This is a genomic window from Flavobacterium salilacus subsp. salilacus (assembly GCF_004634195.1).
In the GTDB taxonomy this organism is placed as follows: domain Bacteria; phylum Bacteroidota; class Bacteroidia; order Flavobacteriales; family Flavobacteriaceae; genus Flavobacterium; species Flavobacterium salilacus.
Window position 1 is genome coordinate 1 of the sequence record NZ_SKBP01000017.1, and the last position, 16027, is coordinate 16027.

The following is a 16027-nucleotide window of genomic DNA, read 5'->3' on the forward strand; positions in this document are numbered from 1 at the left end:
GCAAATGTAAGTACTTTTTTTTCTCCCGCAAGGAATAGTATGGCTTTTTTTAATACGCTCTCGTAACTTTTTTTTAACACCTTGTTAATGTTGTTATTATGAATTTAAATATTAAATGACATACTAAAGACTGAATACCCGCCCACACTGGGTTGTTAGACAACCACATTCTACATCATTTATGCTTTGAATGAATTATATTTAAAATATTAATAATAAAATTATGTTATTAAATTATTTTAACTTAAAATTATGTATTTTAAACATATTTAACTACTTTAGCGGTTCTTAATTGATTCTTTTTAGATTGAATTAAGAATTTTGACTCCTAAAGAATATCGTGCACATTATAAATCATACTTATTATGAAAAGGTATATATGTGTAATACTGGCAATTCATTCCAGTTTTTGTTTAGAGTGTGCTCATCCGCCATGAGTTACCTATTTTTTACATCCATTTTTTTACATCCATTAAAAATTATTAATCTAAATTTTATCCAAATGAAAAAATTATTATTCGCATTCCTTTTTTTGTTCTTAGGAACATTTGCCTCTCAGGCTCAAAATGATTATTTTTATTATTACCATGGTGAAAAGGTGCCATTGACACTTGATAAGTCCTATGTTAATGTCTTTACTAATGTAGGGTTTGATGCAAAGCTGATACGGGAGTTAGGTTTTAAAGATTTTGAATTTGTTATAGACAATTCTTCTAAAAACAGGCAGCAGTTTGCCAAACTTCAATTTACTTCGGCTTTGAGTGATGCTGAGTATTATGAAAAGGTAGCTGCTTTGCGTGCTGTTAGCGGTGTTAAACACGTTGCTCCTTTTTTTAAAAGAGAGGGTGCTGAGCCCATTGGTACGTCTAATTATTTTTATATTAAACTTAATAATGAGGGCGATTATACCACTCTAGAAAAAACGGCTATTGCTCATGATGCTACTATTGTAAAGCAAATTCCTCATATGCCGCTATGGTATATTCTTAAAGTTGATGCTGACAATGACAGGGCTTCGGTAACTGCTGCTAATCGTTTTTATGAAACGGGAGGTTTTGCAGAGATTGACCCTGCCTTTATGTTTAACTTTAGAAATTCGTGTACTAATGATACTGATTTTGGCAGTTTGTGGGGACTTAGTAACAGCAGTAACCCCAGTATTGATATTAATGCTTGCCAGGCATGGAGTATTACTGAGGGTAATGGTATAAATGTAGCAATATTAGACCAGGGTATTCATAAAACACATAATGATTTAGCGGCTAACATCCATCCTTCCAGTTTTGACTGTAATTCGGGCTCTTCACCAAGTGTATTTAGTGGCGGGAGTCATGGCACACACGTAGCCGGTACTGTGGCTGCGGTAAAGGACAATAACTTACAGGTTGTGGGTGTGGCTCCACAATCAGAATTAATGAGTGTTAGCCATACACTTGGTTTAACACCTAATGTTTCTGCCGAACTTGCGAGTGGTATTAATTGGGCTTGGCAAAATGGCGCCGATGTAATTAATAACTCCTGGGGTGACCAAGGGGGCTTGTATTATTCGCAATTGCAAAGTGCCGCGTTGGAAAATGCTATTATCAACGCTATGACGCTTGGTCGTAACGGGAGCGGTACTCTGGTAGTATTTGCTGCGGGAAACCAATCACCGGCAATGGATTATCCCGGTACTTTTCATGATGATATTGTAACAGTGGGGGCGATTACATCAACAGGCAGCCGTTCCGGTTTTTCAGGATATGGTACTAAATTAGATGTTGTAGCACCGGGTAGTAATATATTATCTACAATACCTTATAATGGTACTACACCCTATGACGGAACTTCTATGGCTTCGCCACATGTTACAGGTACTATAGCACTAATTTTATCGGTTAACTCTTGTTTAACAGCAGCAGAGGTCAGAAATATTTTAGAAAGCACTTCACAAAAGGTTGGCGGATATTCTTATTCAACCACAGCCGGCAGACCTAATGGTACTTGGAATAACCAAATGGGCTATGGGCTTATTGATGCTTATGCTGCCGTGTTGGCTGCACAAAGTGCAAGTGGTTACTCAATGGATTTATATATGCAGGATACTCCTGCCGATGTTGGTAACGAGCCTAATATCATCAGCCCTATCATGTGGACAAGCCAGGATATCTGGGTAAGGGTTTTTAATGATGGCGGCACAGTGCATCAAAACCCTGATTACAGCAGCGTAGGTACTCCTAACCATGTATATGTAAAAGTACGAAACAGAGGCTGCCTGCCTTCGAACGGCAGCGAAGAGTTGAATGTATATTGGTCTAAGGCGGGAACATCGTTGCAGTGGCCTGCACACTGGAACGGCTCTACATTCCCAACGGGCGAACTGAAAGGCGATCTTATCGGTACGGTAACATTACCACCGTTATTACCCGGGCAGGAAGCTATAGTATCAGTTCCGTGGGTTGTGCCTAACCCTGCCGACTATGCGAGTATAACACCAGGCGACCAGTGGCATTTTTGCTTACTGGCAAGAGTGGTAACGCCTAACGACCCAATGACTTTTGCCGAAACTACAGACCTTAACGGTAATGTGACGAACAATAATAATATTGTCTGGAAAAATGTTACGGTGGTTGACTCTCCTATTAACTCGGTTGTAGGACCTGTTGGCGGTATTGTAGCTGTCGAGAATATACATGATGCTCCTCATAGGTTTATCCTGGAGTTTGGAACTTTTGAAGAAGATGGTGTTCCTGTGCATGAGCTTGCAGAGGTTACAGTACACATGAATGAGGTACTGTATGAAGCCTGGCAAGCGGGTGGACAAGAAGCGCAGCTGATTGAACCGCTTGAAGATGGTACTGTAAAAGTTGTAGGTAACTTTGCCCGATTGTATCTTAAACTACAACCCGAACAAACCGGTATTTTGGACTTGAAGTTTGATTTCCCGGCAAAAAAACAGGTTGAAGAAACTAAGCATGTATTCAATATTATACAGCGTGATGGCGAAACAGAAAAAATTATTGGTGGGGAAACTTACATAATTAACAGGGCAGCGGTAGATGATAATCAGAACCCTGAAAATTCGAGCCACATTACAGCCATGGGACCAAACCCTGCTACTGATGAGCTGGTGGTAAAATATCATTTATTTGAAGCTAATGATGCTTACCTAGCTATTTACGGTATTTATGGTACAAATGCTGATGTTTACTACTATGATCTTGATCTTGGCGGCAGCGACATTCTTATTAATGTTTCCGATTATCCTAACGGGTATTATGCTGTAGTACTAATGGTTAACGGTGAAGCAGTGGATAGTAAAAATTTACTTAAAGAGTAGCAATATCCTTTTTTAAAGCCCGCGCTGTAGTGCGGGCTTTTTTAATTAAATAATATGACGTTATGAAAAAATACAGCATACTTTTCTGTATGATAGTATTGCTAAGTTGTAGCAGCAGTACAAACAATACTATTATGGAAGAAGACAATAATAACCCTATACTGATAGCCCAGGGCTGGCTGGGGTATAACTCAGTATTTGAACAGCAAAATATGGTAATTACCAACAGTGATGAGTGGGAAGCATTACTAACGGCTATGCAGGGCATAAACGAAAATGTTCTTGATACATTTACCGAAACAACAATAGATTTTGAGTCTTATACAATAATTGCAGCATTTGACATTAAAAACAGTACTACATCGGTAAACATCACATCGGTAGAAGAAAATGACAGTACTATTGTTGTAAACATCGATAATTTACAACAGGGAATAACGCAGGACGTAGCCCACCCCTACCATATTGTTAAAATTAAAAAAAGCAATAAGCCTATTGTTTTTCAATAACCTATTAATCAAAGCGAAGTGCTTTTACAGGAGAAATTTTGGTGATAATATAGGACGGAATGAGTAATAAGGATAAACACACGGCAACTGTTCCTGAATTTATCAGCAATATTGCCGGTATATTTATAGCTACCGGAGCTACAGTTACATAATAATTTTCGGGAGGGAGTTTTATTACCTCAAAATATTTTTGAATGAATATTAATCCCAAGCTTATTATATTACCCCATAACAACCCTTTTATTATAAGGTAGGCTGCGTTGTACAGAAAAATTTTGCGCACACTCCAGTTGTTTGCGCCAAGTGCTTTCAGCATTCCTATCATTTGGGTACGCTCGAGTATTAATACCAGCAGTGCTACTACCATATTTATGGTACCTACTATTACCATTATTATAATGATGAGTACTATATTAAAGTCAAAAAGTTTGAGCCATTCAAAAATATTGTAATACTTTTCTTCTATAGTGCGACTGTCCAAAGTTGATGATATAGCATTATATACTTCATCCCCTTTTTGTTGCAGTTGGTCAAAATCGTCAATAAATACTTCAAAAGAGCCTACTTCGCCATTTTTCCATTTATTGATACGCTGCACATGGCGTATATCTCCTATTACATAGGTTGCATCAAATTCCTGAAAGCCTGAATTGAAAATGCCTACTATCTCAAACACCCGCATATTGGGCATACTGTTGGCATCCTCCTTCATAAAAAAGGTGTTAAACTTATCTCCTACTTTAAATTGCAGCCTGTCGGCAAGGTATTGTGACAGGATAACTTCGTTATTCAGGTTGTTATTCAGGTCAGGTATTCTGCCCGATACTATATACTCTTGTAAATTATCCCACTTATAATCTTTACCTACCCCTTTAAAAACAACTCCTTCTACCGATTCTTCGGTACGGATAATTCCGGCTTTGGATGCCACTGCCTGTATATGGCTTATACCTTGTACTGATTTAAACTCAGGATAAAAATCCTGCTGTATGGGAATAGGGGCTACGCTAACTTCGGATATATTATCATCATAATTGGAGATAATGATATGCCCGTTGAAAGCCGATACCTTTTCGCGTATTTTATCTTGCAGCCCAACGCCTGTTGCTACAGCTATTATCATCATAATAATACCTATAGCTATGGCTATTATAGCTATTTTTATAATTGGGGCAGATATACTACTTTTATGGTTTTTGGCGGTAACCAACCTACGGGCAATGAAATATTCTAAATTCAACTGATATATGGTATCTTATTCGTTTTTCAAAAATACATTTTTATTCTCAATACTATTGTTGGCTGCTTGCGGAAATTCTGTGAAAAGCAAAAAGCCAATCGGCAATAGCCAAAAAGCAGAAGCGGGAAGTTCGATATCCGAAGTAAGAAATGACTATTATACAGAAGATATTAAAACCGGAGCAGATAATTATCAGAACTATTTGCCTTTATTAAAAGGGAAAAAAGTGGGGATTGTTACCAATCAAACAGGAATAATAAACCTAAAAAGTAAGGAAGGGCACTTGGTTGATTTTCTATTAGAAAAAAAGGTCAATGTAAAGAAAATATATGCGCCTGAACACGGCTTTCGCGGTACTGCGGATGCGGGCGAACTGATAAAGGACGGGAAGGACACTAAAACAGGGCTTCCTATTGTTTCGCTTTACGGTAATAACAAAAAACCAAAACCGGAGCAGTTGGAAGGGATAGATGTTATGGTGTTTGACTTGCAAGATGTAGGCGCACGTTTTTACACCTATATATCATCATTACATTATGTGATGGAGGCTTGTGCCGAAAACAATATTCCGTTAATAGTGCTGGACAGACCGAACCCCAATGGCGGTATTGTTGACGGACCGATACTGGAACCGGAATACCAAAGTTTTGTAGGCATGCACCCCATACCGGTACTGCATGGTATGACTATTGGCGAATATGCTCAAATGATAAACGGAGAGGAGTGGTTGCAAAACAACATTAAGTGCAACCTTACGGTTATACCCTGCACCAACTACAAAAGGGAGATGGTTTATGATTTACCTGTAAAACCTTCGCCTAATTTACCTAACAGCCAAGCCATAAACCTGTATCCCAGCCTTTGTTTTTTTGAAGGTACTAACGTGAGCGTGGGGCGGGGTACTGATAAACAGTTCCAGATATACGGCTCTCCCTTTTTACCAAAAACAGGTTTCAGTTTTATACCGGTACCTAATGAGGGGGCAAAAGACCCAATGCATAATGGCAAAACCTGTTATGGGGAAGACTTAACCAAAATTAAAAGGGTAAACCAACTGGAACTGAAATGGATCATTAGTGCTTATAATAACACACAGGACAAGTCTAAATTTTTTAATGCTTTCTTTACCAAACTGGCAGGCACTAAACAACTGCAACAACAAATAGAGGCAGGAAAAACCCAAGCGGAAATTAGAGAAACCTGGCTGGCCGGGCTTAATAAATTTAAAACAGTACGAGAAAAGTACCTTATATACTAAGCGGTAAAAAACTTTATTTCTTAATATTATTACAAAGTGTTTCCTGGTGTAGGGGCATTTTTGTAATTTCAAAACATATTAATTTATAAAAAACAACCCACCATGAATATAGCCGAAAAAATAGACAGCTTTATACAGTATATAATGCGGTATGTTGACAAGATAAAAGAGTTTATTGAAGATATAATCGATTTCCTTTCGTTCGTGAAAGACAAAATTGAAGACTTGATACACTATATCAACGAGAAAATAGATAGCATAAAAGCACTTATCCACGAAATAGGGCTAAGTCATAACGAAGAAGAAATTGCAGCCTAATTTTTTTCAAAGCCTTCCTCAACAGGGGGCTTTTTCTTTTTAGTCGCTTTAGCAGTTTTCATAGTCAGCCTTATTATAGTATATAGCAGGGCAAGCACTATAAAAACAGGTATGGATATAAAAGTAGCCTCCAAAACACGATCGGCAAAGGTATATGATACTATTAAAGTATCATTTATAAAAGTACTTCCCACTGCTGTAATAAAAGATAGTATGTATATAAGGAAAAGGTTTCTTAGCGTTTTCATATCATTAAAATATACTGTAAAACTACAAAATTTTGTTTCCGCAAATATTAAACATCCACTTTTATAAACGGATTTATTTCGAGAAGGTTTGCTATAAATGCGTCCCTGTCTTTTGGCGAGATAAGTAAATAATCAAATCGGTTGCCATACCGCACCTCAAGGCGCTTTAATGATAATGCCGGGGCACTAACCGGGTTATTTGTCCTTTTTACAGAAGTTATGTCGCTTATTTTTACCTGCTGATACTCTATAATACCCATTTTTATCTGCAACGAGTCGTTATTAATTACATACATAGTTTTTGTAAACATGTATATCATCAAAACAATAATAACTGCAATAAAAGCAAACAAAGCCCAGGTAAATGTAACCAAAGCCTGAAATAATATAGCTAGTAAAGGCACAAATACAACAGCTAAAAGCCAAGTATCGATTTTTGATTTATATACCTGCATTATGATATTTTCTTTTTCATTTCCTCAACAATATTATAGGCTGCGGGGCAAATAGCAACATTTTTCAATGTTAAGTTACTTATCTGCTGAAATTTTTTCCTGTCCGTATGCGGAAACTCACGGCACGCTTTGGGGCGCACATCATATATCATACAGTAATTTTCGCTATCCAGAAAAGTACAGGGCACACTTTGCAATACATAATCATTATCTTCATCAACACGCAGGTATTGTTCTATAAACTGTTGTGGCTTTTGTTTAAAGTGCTTGGCTATACGCTCTATATCGGCGGTAGTAAATAACGGCCCAGTAGTTTTACAACAGTTGGCACAGGTAAGACAATCGGTTTTTGCAAACTCATTATCGTGCAAATCCTGCATAATGTAGTCCAGATTTTTGGGCGTTTTCTTTTTCAGCTTATCAAAAAACTTTTTGTTCTCGTTATGCTTATCTTTGGCAAGTTTAGGAAGCTGTTTTAAAAAATCGTCCATCAGGTTACATTATAGTATCAATAATGACGTAAAAGTATAAAAAAATGAAAGACCTTTTCGGCAAAGCCATACTGGATTATCAAACCAACAACAATCCGCAGGATTTAGTAACTGAAACCTCAATATCTGAAGAAGATGAAATGAGTGTTGCCTACTTGTTCAGGGATTATAACCAAATGCCAAAACCGGAGAAAAAGGCATTACAACTTGCCAAAGGTCGTGTACTGGATGTGGGTTGCGGTGCAGGCAGTCACAGCCTGTATTTGCAAAATGAGAAACAGCTCGATGTTACCGCTATTGATATATCGGTTAATGCTATTGAAGCCTGCAAACTGCGTGGTATTAAAAACGCAAGGGTTAAAAATGTAATGGACTTGGAAAACGAAAAGTTTGACACCATACTACTGCTCATGAACGGCGCGGGTATGTGTGGCAGGCTCAATAAAATTTCAGATTTTTTACTGCAAATAAAATCATTGCTTAATGAAGACGGGCAGGTACTGCTCGACTCGTCAGATATTATATATATGTTTGATGAAGACGAAGACGGCGGGAAGTGGATACCTACCGATAATGACTATTATGGCGAAGTAGTATTTAACATAAGCTACAAAGGAGAGAAAGAAACTCCTTTTAACTGGATGTATATTGATTATAACACCTTGCAAAATGCCACTCATGGAAACGGGTTACAATGCGAACTGGTTATGGAAGGCGAGCATTATGATTACTTGGCAAGACTGACTGTAAAATAGAAAAAGCCCCTGAACAGGGGCTTTTTCTATTTTATAATTTCTGATTACTGCATATACTTCATCATAATTCCCTGAAGTTCCATGCTCCACTCCTGCATAGTCTGCATATTCTGTTCTGCAAGTTTAGTGTTCTTTTCGGCAAGTTTTTTCCCTAACGGAGATTCATAAAACTTGATAAGATCTTTAATCTCGGCATGGGTAAACTCCGTCATATAAAATTTCTGCTGTGATTCAAGAACAGGCTTTAAAGAATCTTCAAATTCTTTCGAAAAAGCCTCTTGCTTATCAGCAGGAATCATGGCAATAACTTGTTTTTTAGCCATATCCATTTGCGCAGTGCTTCCTGTAAGCTCCATCATTTTTTTAACATCAGCTTTATAAGCTGCATCTTGTGCAAAACCAAGTTGTGCAACAAGTATAAATACAAAAGCAAAAAATAATTTTTTCATCGTTTTAGTTTTTAAAAATTAGTTATGGTATATTCAAATATTTATGTGTTTGCAGTGATATACGCCATTTAGGATTATTCATAACATAATCTACAATAAGCGGTGTCATTTGTTCTCTTTTGCTCCACTCCGGTTGCAGGAACAGTATGGCATTATTATTCACTTTTTCTGCCTGTTCTTCGGCAAATAAAAAATCGTGCTTGTTATATATAATTACTTTTAGCTCATGTGCTATATCATAAGCACCCTGTACCGGTAATTTGTTTTTTTTAGGCGACAGGCAAAACCAGTCCCAAGTGCCCGTAATAGGGTAAGCCCCCGAAGTTTCGATATGAACATTAAGCCCTTTTTCTTTAAGCTTGGCAGTTATTGGGTTCATATCCCACGTTAGTGGTTCACCCCCTGTTATCACGATGGTCTTGGCATACTTGGCAGCATTTTCCACAATAACGTCAGCAGCAGTAGGCGGATGCAACTCGGCATTCCAGCTTTCTTTAACATCGCACCAATGGCAACCTACATCGCACCCGCCCACACGTATAAAATAGGCAGCAGTACCGGTATGGTAGCCCTCGCCCTGTATGGTATAAAATTCTTCCATCAATGGCAACAACTCCCCTTTTTCTACTGCTATTTGTACTTCCTTCTCCAACATTGTCTTAAAAATAGGTTGCAAAGATACATATTAAAATAACGCTATAAAAAAAACCGTTCTGCATTACAGAACGGTTTTTAATTTATAATCAGGATTATTTCATACGTTCTAACTCCCCTTTTATGTACTCATCATTAGGGTCAAGCTCAAGAGCTTTATTAAAGTATTCTTTTGCTTTGGCTTTATCCTTCACTGCATAATAAGCTCCTGCATTGGAGTAGGCTTCTATAAGGTTTTTAAGCTCATTTGCCGTTAGGCTCGCAGCATCTTTAGCACTTACAATTTTAATATACTCATCATACGCTTTAGCCATTTCGGAATAGGCTTCTTCCGACTGCATGTACTGGTTGATTCTGGCTTTGAAAAGGAATGCATCCTGTGCTTCCGGAGATAGCTCAATTACTTTTGCAAGGGCAGCATCAGCTACTACAAGGCGCTCCATATTCAGTTTTTTGTCTTCTTCCGATTTATTTACGTGGTCATAATAGATAGAATATGCCAGGTAGAAGTTATCATAAAAAGCGTTTTTGTTATCCGGATTGGTAGTTGCAACTTCAAATACTATAGATGCAGGACCATAAAGTCTTTGCCCGAATAGTTTTTTACCGATAGCATTAAACTCATTGGTAATTTCTATATCCATTTCAGCAGCTTTCTTAATGTCGTTTATAGCTTCATCAAAAACCACTTGGTCGGTTATTATAGAATTACCTTCTTCATCAGTACTTACGGTAGATGCCAGTTTGGCAAGCCCTAAGTATAAATAATCTCTGGCAATAAGTCTTTTAGAATCTACCTTTGTAATAAATTCATTCATTGCTTTAAGGCTGCCTTCATAGTTACCGTTTTCGTATGCAGAGTAAGATAGGTAACGCAGTATTCTTGGATTCACCTTATCAAGCTCCTGCATTTTTTTAGCTTCTGCCTCAAGTGCTTTATAATCTCTTGCCAGTACAAGGAAATCAGCATGTCTCATACGCGAGTTAAGCGAATAATCTGTTAGCTGCATGTACTTTTCATAATAGTCCAATGCTTTTTTAATGTACTGGTCGTATTTAGAAGTATCAGTATTTGCCCAAAGTGCATAGGTTTCGGCAAGCTCTCTGTAGGCAGGACCATAATTGGCATTTAAAGCCAATATATCTTCAAATGCTTTTACAGCCTCCGGAAAAGCTGCTCTTGTATTTTTGGTTATAACACCCAACTGTAGTTTTGCTCGCAGTACAGTGTTATCTAAACTAAAGGCATCACGATATGCTTTATAGGCATCATTATAATTTTCGTTGCCTACATAGGCATCTCCAAGACTTAAATATGCCTGAGCATTTTTATCGTCTTTTTCAAGGGCTCTTTTTAGTACCGCTATGGCATTTTTATAGTCGGGGTTATCAGAGTCAATATAGGCACGCCCAATGTAAACAAGCTGCTCTACATCTTTACGTCTAAGCTCGTCTTCCACAGCTTTAAATTTAGCCTGTGCTGCCGATGTATTACCATTATTAAGGTCAATATGTGCAAGACCTATTGAGTTGTACTCTGCATCTTTTTTTACGCCTTTGCCTTTATTAAAATAAATAGCGGCAGAGTCCTGCTCGTTTTGCTTAAGGTAAACATCTCCTAACAGAAAGTAGTTTTTACCTTCATCATCATTAGATGCTATAAGCGTTTTAAGTATTTTCTTAGCATTTTGGTATTTTTCGGCATCAATAGCCTTCTTTGCCTGTTCAGCATCCTGGGCATATGCCCCACTGACTAACAATAGTGATAAACCAAGGAACTTGAATTTTTCGATCTTGATCATTTTATTTTCCTTTTATTAATATTTACTAGTTACTTTATTTACAATTCGTTTCGCACTTCAATATCCCTTGTGGGCATTTCTACGGGGAGTAATCCTGACTTTAAAATAATACGCTGCCCCTCATGCGCACTTATGTATATTGCAAACCCTGTGCCTAAACCGTCTTTACCCTGACAATTTAAAACATATAGCTTGCGGGTAAGCGGGTAAAGCCCGGTAGCAATATCGCTTTGAGAGGGTTTAAAATATTTCTTCTCTCCTGTATCGGCATCGCTATTGCTTACTGCCAAAACTTTTATATTTTGCACATATTCTTTTAATTGCGGTGGTGGCTGTACCAGCCAGTTTACGCCCACAATGCCTATTGCTCCGGCATTATTGTGTATGTATTTTATTACTTCTTCATTCGTTTTTAACGAATATACGTTTTTGGAGGAAGCGGTTGTAATACCGGCTCTTTTTAAAAGAAACTGTACTGTACTTGAGTTTTGGTTATCAAAAACCAGTTTACCAACCTTATCAGATGTTTCTCCTTTTAAAACCTTTAGTACTTCTTCAATATCTATAATACTATCCGGAGTTCTTTCATTTACTATTAGTGCTATGGCATCAACAGCAAACTCAGTAATCTTTGGTTCAATCTTTTTTTGTTCAAAATAACGCTCTTCTTCCTCTGTAAGTTTCCTCGTCATGATAGCCACTCTTGCAGTATCGTTTAACAGTGCATTCACTATTTCCGTTTCAGTTTTATTAACCTGAGTAATGGTAGCCCTGTCATAAACGCTGTGAAAAACAGCAATTACATCTTCGGCAATGGGTTGTACTGTATTATCTACATACATGGTAAGCGTGCCCGAAGTAGATGTTTGCTCTACCTCGCCGGTGGCTGTATTATTTTTACACGCAAAGAAAAAGCCTGCAAAAACAAACACCGTAATAACAAGTATGTATATCTTTTTTATCATATTACAATACTACTCCCTATTCTTTTTAAGCAACCTGACAAATCGTATAAATGCATATATAATAAGCAGCGCTCCAAAGGCTAACCTGCCATGATAGGAAATGTTTAAAGGTATGGTTCTCCAAAAAATTATAATAAGCCCAAGTACCAAATAGATTAAAAAAAACATCAATCCCAAAACAAACAGAAATCGCTGTTGTGGCGATTTCTGCTTTTTATATTGAGATTTATTATCTTTAAACATCGCGTTCCGTTCCTAAGATCTGATGTTGATAGTAATAGGCAGGTTGTATGAAGCCCTTACAGGTTTACCGTTTTGGATACCCGGACTCCATTTCTTTTTCATAGACTTTAGCACACGCTCTGCCTCTTTACCTAAACCGTAACCGGGGTCTCTTAGCACCTTGATACCTGTCATAGATCCATCTTTTTCTACAACGAATGAAACATATATTCTTGCTTGCATATCCTGATCAATTTCAGGTATTCTGAAGTTTTTGTTTACATAGTTGTAAAACTCTGTCATACCACCCGGGTATTCCGGTTGTACCTGAAGACCGGCAGTGTTATATACAGTATTATCAGGAGCTTCTACACCTTTATCAAGGTCACCCGATGGTTTACCTATGTTAATATCTCCCGTTGGGCTGGCTTCCGCATTTCTGGAACTCGGGTCAGCTTCTTTAAATTGTTCAATTTTTGGCGGATCTTCAGGAACGTCTTCTTTTTTAGCAGCTTCAAGAGGTTTAAATTTAACCTCTTCTACTACTGATTTTGGTGCCTGATATTCCTCTACAGGTGGCGGTGGTGGCGGAAGCGGTTCTTCTTCAGGTGGTGGTAATAATTCAGTCATCTCGATTATCTTATCCACATTATCCTCTTTTTCTGCCTTACCTAAACTATCGCCCAACCATTTAGACACCATAGGTGTTGATATGGCTGCTATAAATAGTAGAGCTCCTATAATAAATGCACGTACGGTTGTTTTAGGGTTTTCGGCGCGAAGCTGGTATGCACCATACTTTTTGTTTCGACCTTCGAACACCATATCAATCCACTTTTCCCTGAATATATTAAGTTTTGACATAATTAATTTTTTAGGTTAGTTATAAAGGTTAGTATAAACCTTTTTCTTCTAACAGTTTTACTTCAGGTTCTGTAATATCACCAATAGCATATAGCTGCGGGTGGGTAATTGCCATTTCATCAAGAATATCCACAAGGTTTCGGTAACTTGCCTTATCGCTGGCTTTAATGTTTACAATAAGCCCTTCATCCGGCTTACCATCTCTTGCAGATATTGCTTTAGCACGCGTTATCTGTTCTAACAACACTTTTCTGATACCTTCTTTACCAAATTCAGACTGAGCAGGCTCAATTATAGGGTTATCAAACATACCTATATACCACGATATAGTATTGTCTTTGCCTATCAATATAGTCATTAACCTTTCTTCGGGTATTTTTGTTTTAGTAGTATCCTGCTCCGTTAAATCCTTATCCGGCATTGCCAAAGGCATTGATTGCGGTTTAGATAACGATGTGGTAAGCATGAAGAAGGTAATCAAAAGGAATGCCAAATCTACCATCGCGGTAAGATCCACAGCAGGGTTCATTTTTTTACTTCTTACTTTGCCGCCTTTGCCACCACCGTCGCCGCCGGTATTTAATTCTGCCATTTTATATTATGTTATAATATTAAAAATCTTCGTTTCGTAAACCGGTTACAAGAAAAAATCGATTTTTTTTCTGTTTCTGTAGTATATCTATTACCCTTTTTATTGTTGGGTAATCTTCATCTGCATCACCTTTTATGGCTATGTCAAGATCTTTATACTTTACATCTTCTCCGTTTCTTATACGCTCTTCCAGTACTGCTTTAGATGCCTCACGAGCTTGGGTTACCCAACTGCTCAACTGGTCATTAATAGTATCAAAAGGAATCCCCTTTTGTATATCTCCGGCATTTCTTTCTGATGCTTCCATAGCCAAAAGACCTTTTAACTGGTTTAATGGCACCCCAAAAGATTGCATATTACCAAAAGCTTCGTATTCGCCCTCGGTAAAATTCATGTTATATTCCTGAGAGATACGCTTAAGTGTTTCTATTTTCACATCCTTACCGGGTATGTTAAAAAACGCTCTTTTATCTCCTACAGTAATAGTTGCAACCTCTTCCGGAAGTTTATCTAATACAGTAGAGGCAGGAGTATCTACCGGGTGAGGCTCGGGCTGCTTTGCAGTAGCCGACATAATAAAGAAAGACAGCAGAAGGAATGCCACATCACACATGGCAGTCATGTCTATTCTGGTGCTCTTTTTAGATACTTTTACTTTAGCCATTTCTTTTATCGCTTATATAAAACCCAACCAAGAATTATAATAACTCTTTTAAATTCAGGTTTTATGTTACTAATTAACTTAAACTATCTGATTATGCGTTATTAGCACGAGCTCTGAAACGACGGTAAGTTTGGGCAATTGTAAACCCAGCCTCATCAATAGAGTATGTTAATTTGTCAATTTTAGATGTAAATGCATTGTATGCAATTACCGCAAGTGTAGAGGTGGCAATACCTGTAGCGGTATTAATAAGTGCCTCAGAGATACCGTTTGCAAGTGCAGCAGAGTCTGGCGTAGAACCTGCACCAAGTGCAGAGAACGCTTTAATCATACCTGTTACCGTACCTAACAGACCGCATAGTGTACCAATAGATACCAGTGTAGATATAACTACAAGGTTTTTCTCAAGCATTGGCATTTCCAGCGATGTAGCTTCTTCTATTTCCTGCTGTATAGCAGCTTCTGCTCTCTCACTGTCAAAACCTTCTCTTTTTACTTCTTCATATTTTAATAATCCGGCTTTTACAACATTAGCAACAGTTCCTTGTTGCTTGTCGCACTCAGCCATAGCTTCGTTAATGTTACCCGCTGCAATTTGGTTTTGTACTTTTCTTACAAATGTTTCAACATTTCCTTTACCTGCCGCTTTATTAATAACGAAAAGACGCTCGATAGAGAAAACAACAGACATTAAGAATAATCCCATAAGTACCGGTACAACGTATCCACCCTTATAAACCATTGCAAGGTAGTTACCCGGTAGTGGGTGTCCTTCAGGATCTCCGTCTTGGAAGTTTGATGGGTGTCCCATAATAAATGCCCATACAAGAGCTGCCACGATTAAGCATAATATAATAGCCAATCCTGCGAATACATTAGAGCCCTTAGATTCACCTTTTTTTTCAACCTTCTGAATAGATGCGTTTGCCATTTTTCTAAAAAATTTAGTTTTTGATTTTTTTTTAAATAATAGTTTCTTGTTGTTTATCTCTTAATTTATATAAGATTGGCAAATTTAATTTTTTAAGAGATAAAAAAAAATAAAAAGGTTTTTTTTATTACTTCTTAACATTAATTTATTATAGCACTCATAACTATAATTTTACATTTAAAGCCAATTTATTTACATAAATTTATCTTTCACAAAAGAAAACCGTCATTTCTTAATAATTATTTTAATTTAATATAGAATACTTATAAATAACACAATTCGATATATTTT

The 16027-nt window shown here is 37.4% G+C and carries 17 protein-coding genes; 5 read left to right on the forward strand and 12 right to left on the reverse strand.

Going from position 1 to position 16027, the window contains the following annotated elements; translation table 11 throughout:
* The first annotated feature begins 502 nt into the window (after positions 1-502).
* Together E0W68_RS13645 and E0W68_RS13650 are read left to right on the forward strand one after the other, a co-directional pair.
* Complete coding sequence (locus E0W68_RS13645; protein ID WP_162845842.1) at positions 503-3319, forward strand: S8 family serine peptidase; 2817 nt, start codon at positions 503-505, stop codon at positions 3317-3319.
* A gap of 62 nt (positions 3320-3381) precedes the next feature.
* Complete coding sequence (locus E0W68_RS13650; RefSeq protein ID WP_135220003.1) at positions 3382-3828, forward strand: hypothetical protein; 447 nt, start codon at positions 3382-3384, stop codon at positions 3826-3828.
* Positions 3829-3832: 4 nt separating this feature from the next.
* Here E0W68_RS13650 and E0W68_RS13655 read toward each other — a convergent pair whose 3' ends face one another.
* Positions 3833-5068 carry an ABC transporter permease gene (locus E0W68_RS13655; protein WP_135220004.1) on the reverse strand — a complete coding sequence of 412 codons (1236 nt, stop codon included), beginning with the start codon at positions 5066-5068 and terminating at the stop codon, positions 3833-3835.
* 7 nt (positions 5069-5075) lie between these two features.
* Here E0W68_RS13655 and E0W68_RS13660 point away from each other — a divergent pair, with 7 nt between their 5' ends.
* Both E0W68_RS13660 and E0W68_RS13665 read left to right on the forward strand, forming a co-directional pair.
* On the forward strand, positions 5076-6326 hold the full coding sequence (locus E0W68_RS13660) for an exo-beta-N-acetylmuramidase NamZ family protein (protein ID WP_135220005.1): 1251 nt from the start codon (positions 5076-5078) through the stop codon (positions 6324-6326).
* Between the two features lie 102 nt (positions 6327-6428).
* Positions 6429-6644, forward strand: coding sequence for a hypothetical protein (locus E0W68_RS13665; RefSeq protein WP_135220006.1), 216 nt, complete (start codon positions 6429-6431; stop codon positions 6642-6644).
* On the opposite strand, the gene E0W68_RS13670 is transcribed toward E0W68_RS13665, so the two are convergent.
* The 3 genes from E0W68_RS13670 to E0W68_RS13680 all read right to left on the reverse strand — a co-directional run bounded on the left by E0W68_RS13670 (position 6641) and on the right by E0W68_RS13680 (position 7838).
* Positions 6641-6892, reverse strand: a complete 252-nt coding sequence (locus tag E0W68_RS13670) for a hypothetical protein (protein ID WP_135220007.1) — start codon at positions 6890-6892, stop codon at positions 6641-6643. The two genes, E0W68_RS13665 and E0W68_RS13670, sit on opposite strands and share 4 nt — an antisense overlap.
* Positions 6893-6939: 47 nt before the next feature.
* On the reverse strand, positions 6940-7188 hold the full coding sequence (locus tag E0W68_RS13885; protein WP_162845843.1) for a PH domain-containing protein: 249 nt from the start codon (positions 7186-7188) through the stop codon (positions 6940-6942).
* A gap of 158 nt (positions 7189-7346) precedes the next feature.
* The gene (locus E0W68_RS13680; RefSeq protein ID WP_135220009.1) at positions 7347-7838 is read right to left on the reverse strand and encodes a YkgJ family cysteine cluster protein; all 492 of its coding nucleotides are present in this window, start codon (positions 7836-7838) and stop codon (positions 7347-7349) included.
* A gap of 44 nt (positions 7839-7882) precedes the next feature.
* Here E0W68_RS13680 and E0W68_RS13685 point away from each other — a divergent pair, with 44 nt between their 5' ends.
* On the forward strand, positions 7883-8593 hold the full coding sequence (locus tag E0W68_RS13685; protein ID WP_135220010.1) for a class I SAM-dependent methyltransferase: 711 nt from the start codon (positions 7883-7885) through the stop codon (positions 8591-8593).
* A gap of 44 nt (positions 8594-8637) precedes the next feature.
* Here the strand turns inward: E0W68_RS13685 and E0W68_RS13690 are convergent, their stop codons facing one another.
* The 8 genes from E0W68_RS13690 to E0W68_RS13730 all read right to left on the reverse strand — a co-directional run bounded on the left by E0W68_RS13690 (position 8638) and on the right by E0W68_RS13730 (position 15736).
* Positions 8638-9042 carry a DUF2059 domain-containing protein gene (locus E0W68_RS13690; protein WP_135220011.1) on the reverse strand — a complete coding sequence of 135 codons (405 nt, stop codon included), beginning with the start codon at positions 9040-9042 and terminating at the stop codon, positions 8638-8640.
* A 22-nt stretch (positions 9043-9064) separates the two neighbouring features.
* Complete coding sequence (locus tag E0W68_RS13695; protein ID WP_135220012.1) at positions 9065-9697, reverse strand: 7-carboxy-7-deazaguanine synthase QueE; 633 nt, start codon at positions 9695-9697, stop codon at positions 9065-9067.
* Between the two features lie 94 nt (positions 9698-9791).
* On the reverse strand, positions 9792-11498 hold the full coding sequence (locus E0W68_RS13700) for a tetratricopeptide repeat protein (protein WP_225990357.1): 1707 nt from the start codon (positions 11496-11498) through the stop codon (positions 9792-9794).
* Between the two features lie 38 nt (positions 11499-11536).
* On the reverse strand, positions 11537-12463 hold the full coding sequence (locus E0W68_RS13705) for a PstS family phosphate ABC transporter substrate-binding protein (protein ID WP_135220013.1): 927 nt from the start codon (positions 12461-12463) through the stop codon (positions 11537-11539).
* Positions 12464-12718: 255 nt separating this feature from the next.
* Positions 12719-13549 (reverse strand): energy transducer TonB, encoded by an 831-nt coding sequence (locus E0W68_RS13715; RefSeq protein ID WP_135220015.1) that lies wholly within the window; start codon positions 13547-13549, stop codon positions 12719-12721.
* A 28-nt stretch (positions 13550-13577) separates the two neighbouring features.
* Positions 13578-14141, reverse strand: a complete 564-nt coding sequence (locus tag E0W68_RS13720) for an ExbD/TolR family protein (RefSeq protein ID WP_135220016.1) — start codon at positions 14139-14141, stop codon at positions 13578-13580.
* Between the two features lie 19 nt (positions 14142-14160).
* On the reverse strand, positions 14161-14805 hold the full coding sequence (locus E0W68_RS13725; RefSeq protein WP_135220017.1) for an ExbD/TolR family protein: 645 nt from the start codon (positions 14803-14805) through the stop codon (positions 14161-14163).
* Positions 14806-14896: 91 nt separating this feature from the next.
* Positions 14897-15736, reverse strand: a complete 840-nt coding sequence (locus E0W68_RS13730) for a MotA/TolQ/ExbB proton channel family protein (RefSeq protein ID WP_135220018.1) — start codon at positions 15734-15736, stop codon at positions 14897-14899.
* Between the last annotated feature and the right edge of the window lie 291 nt (positions 15737-16027).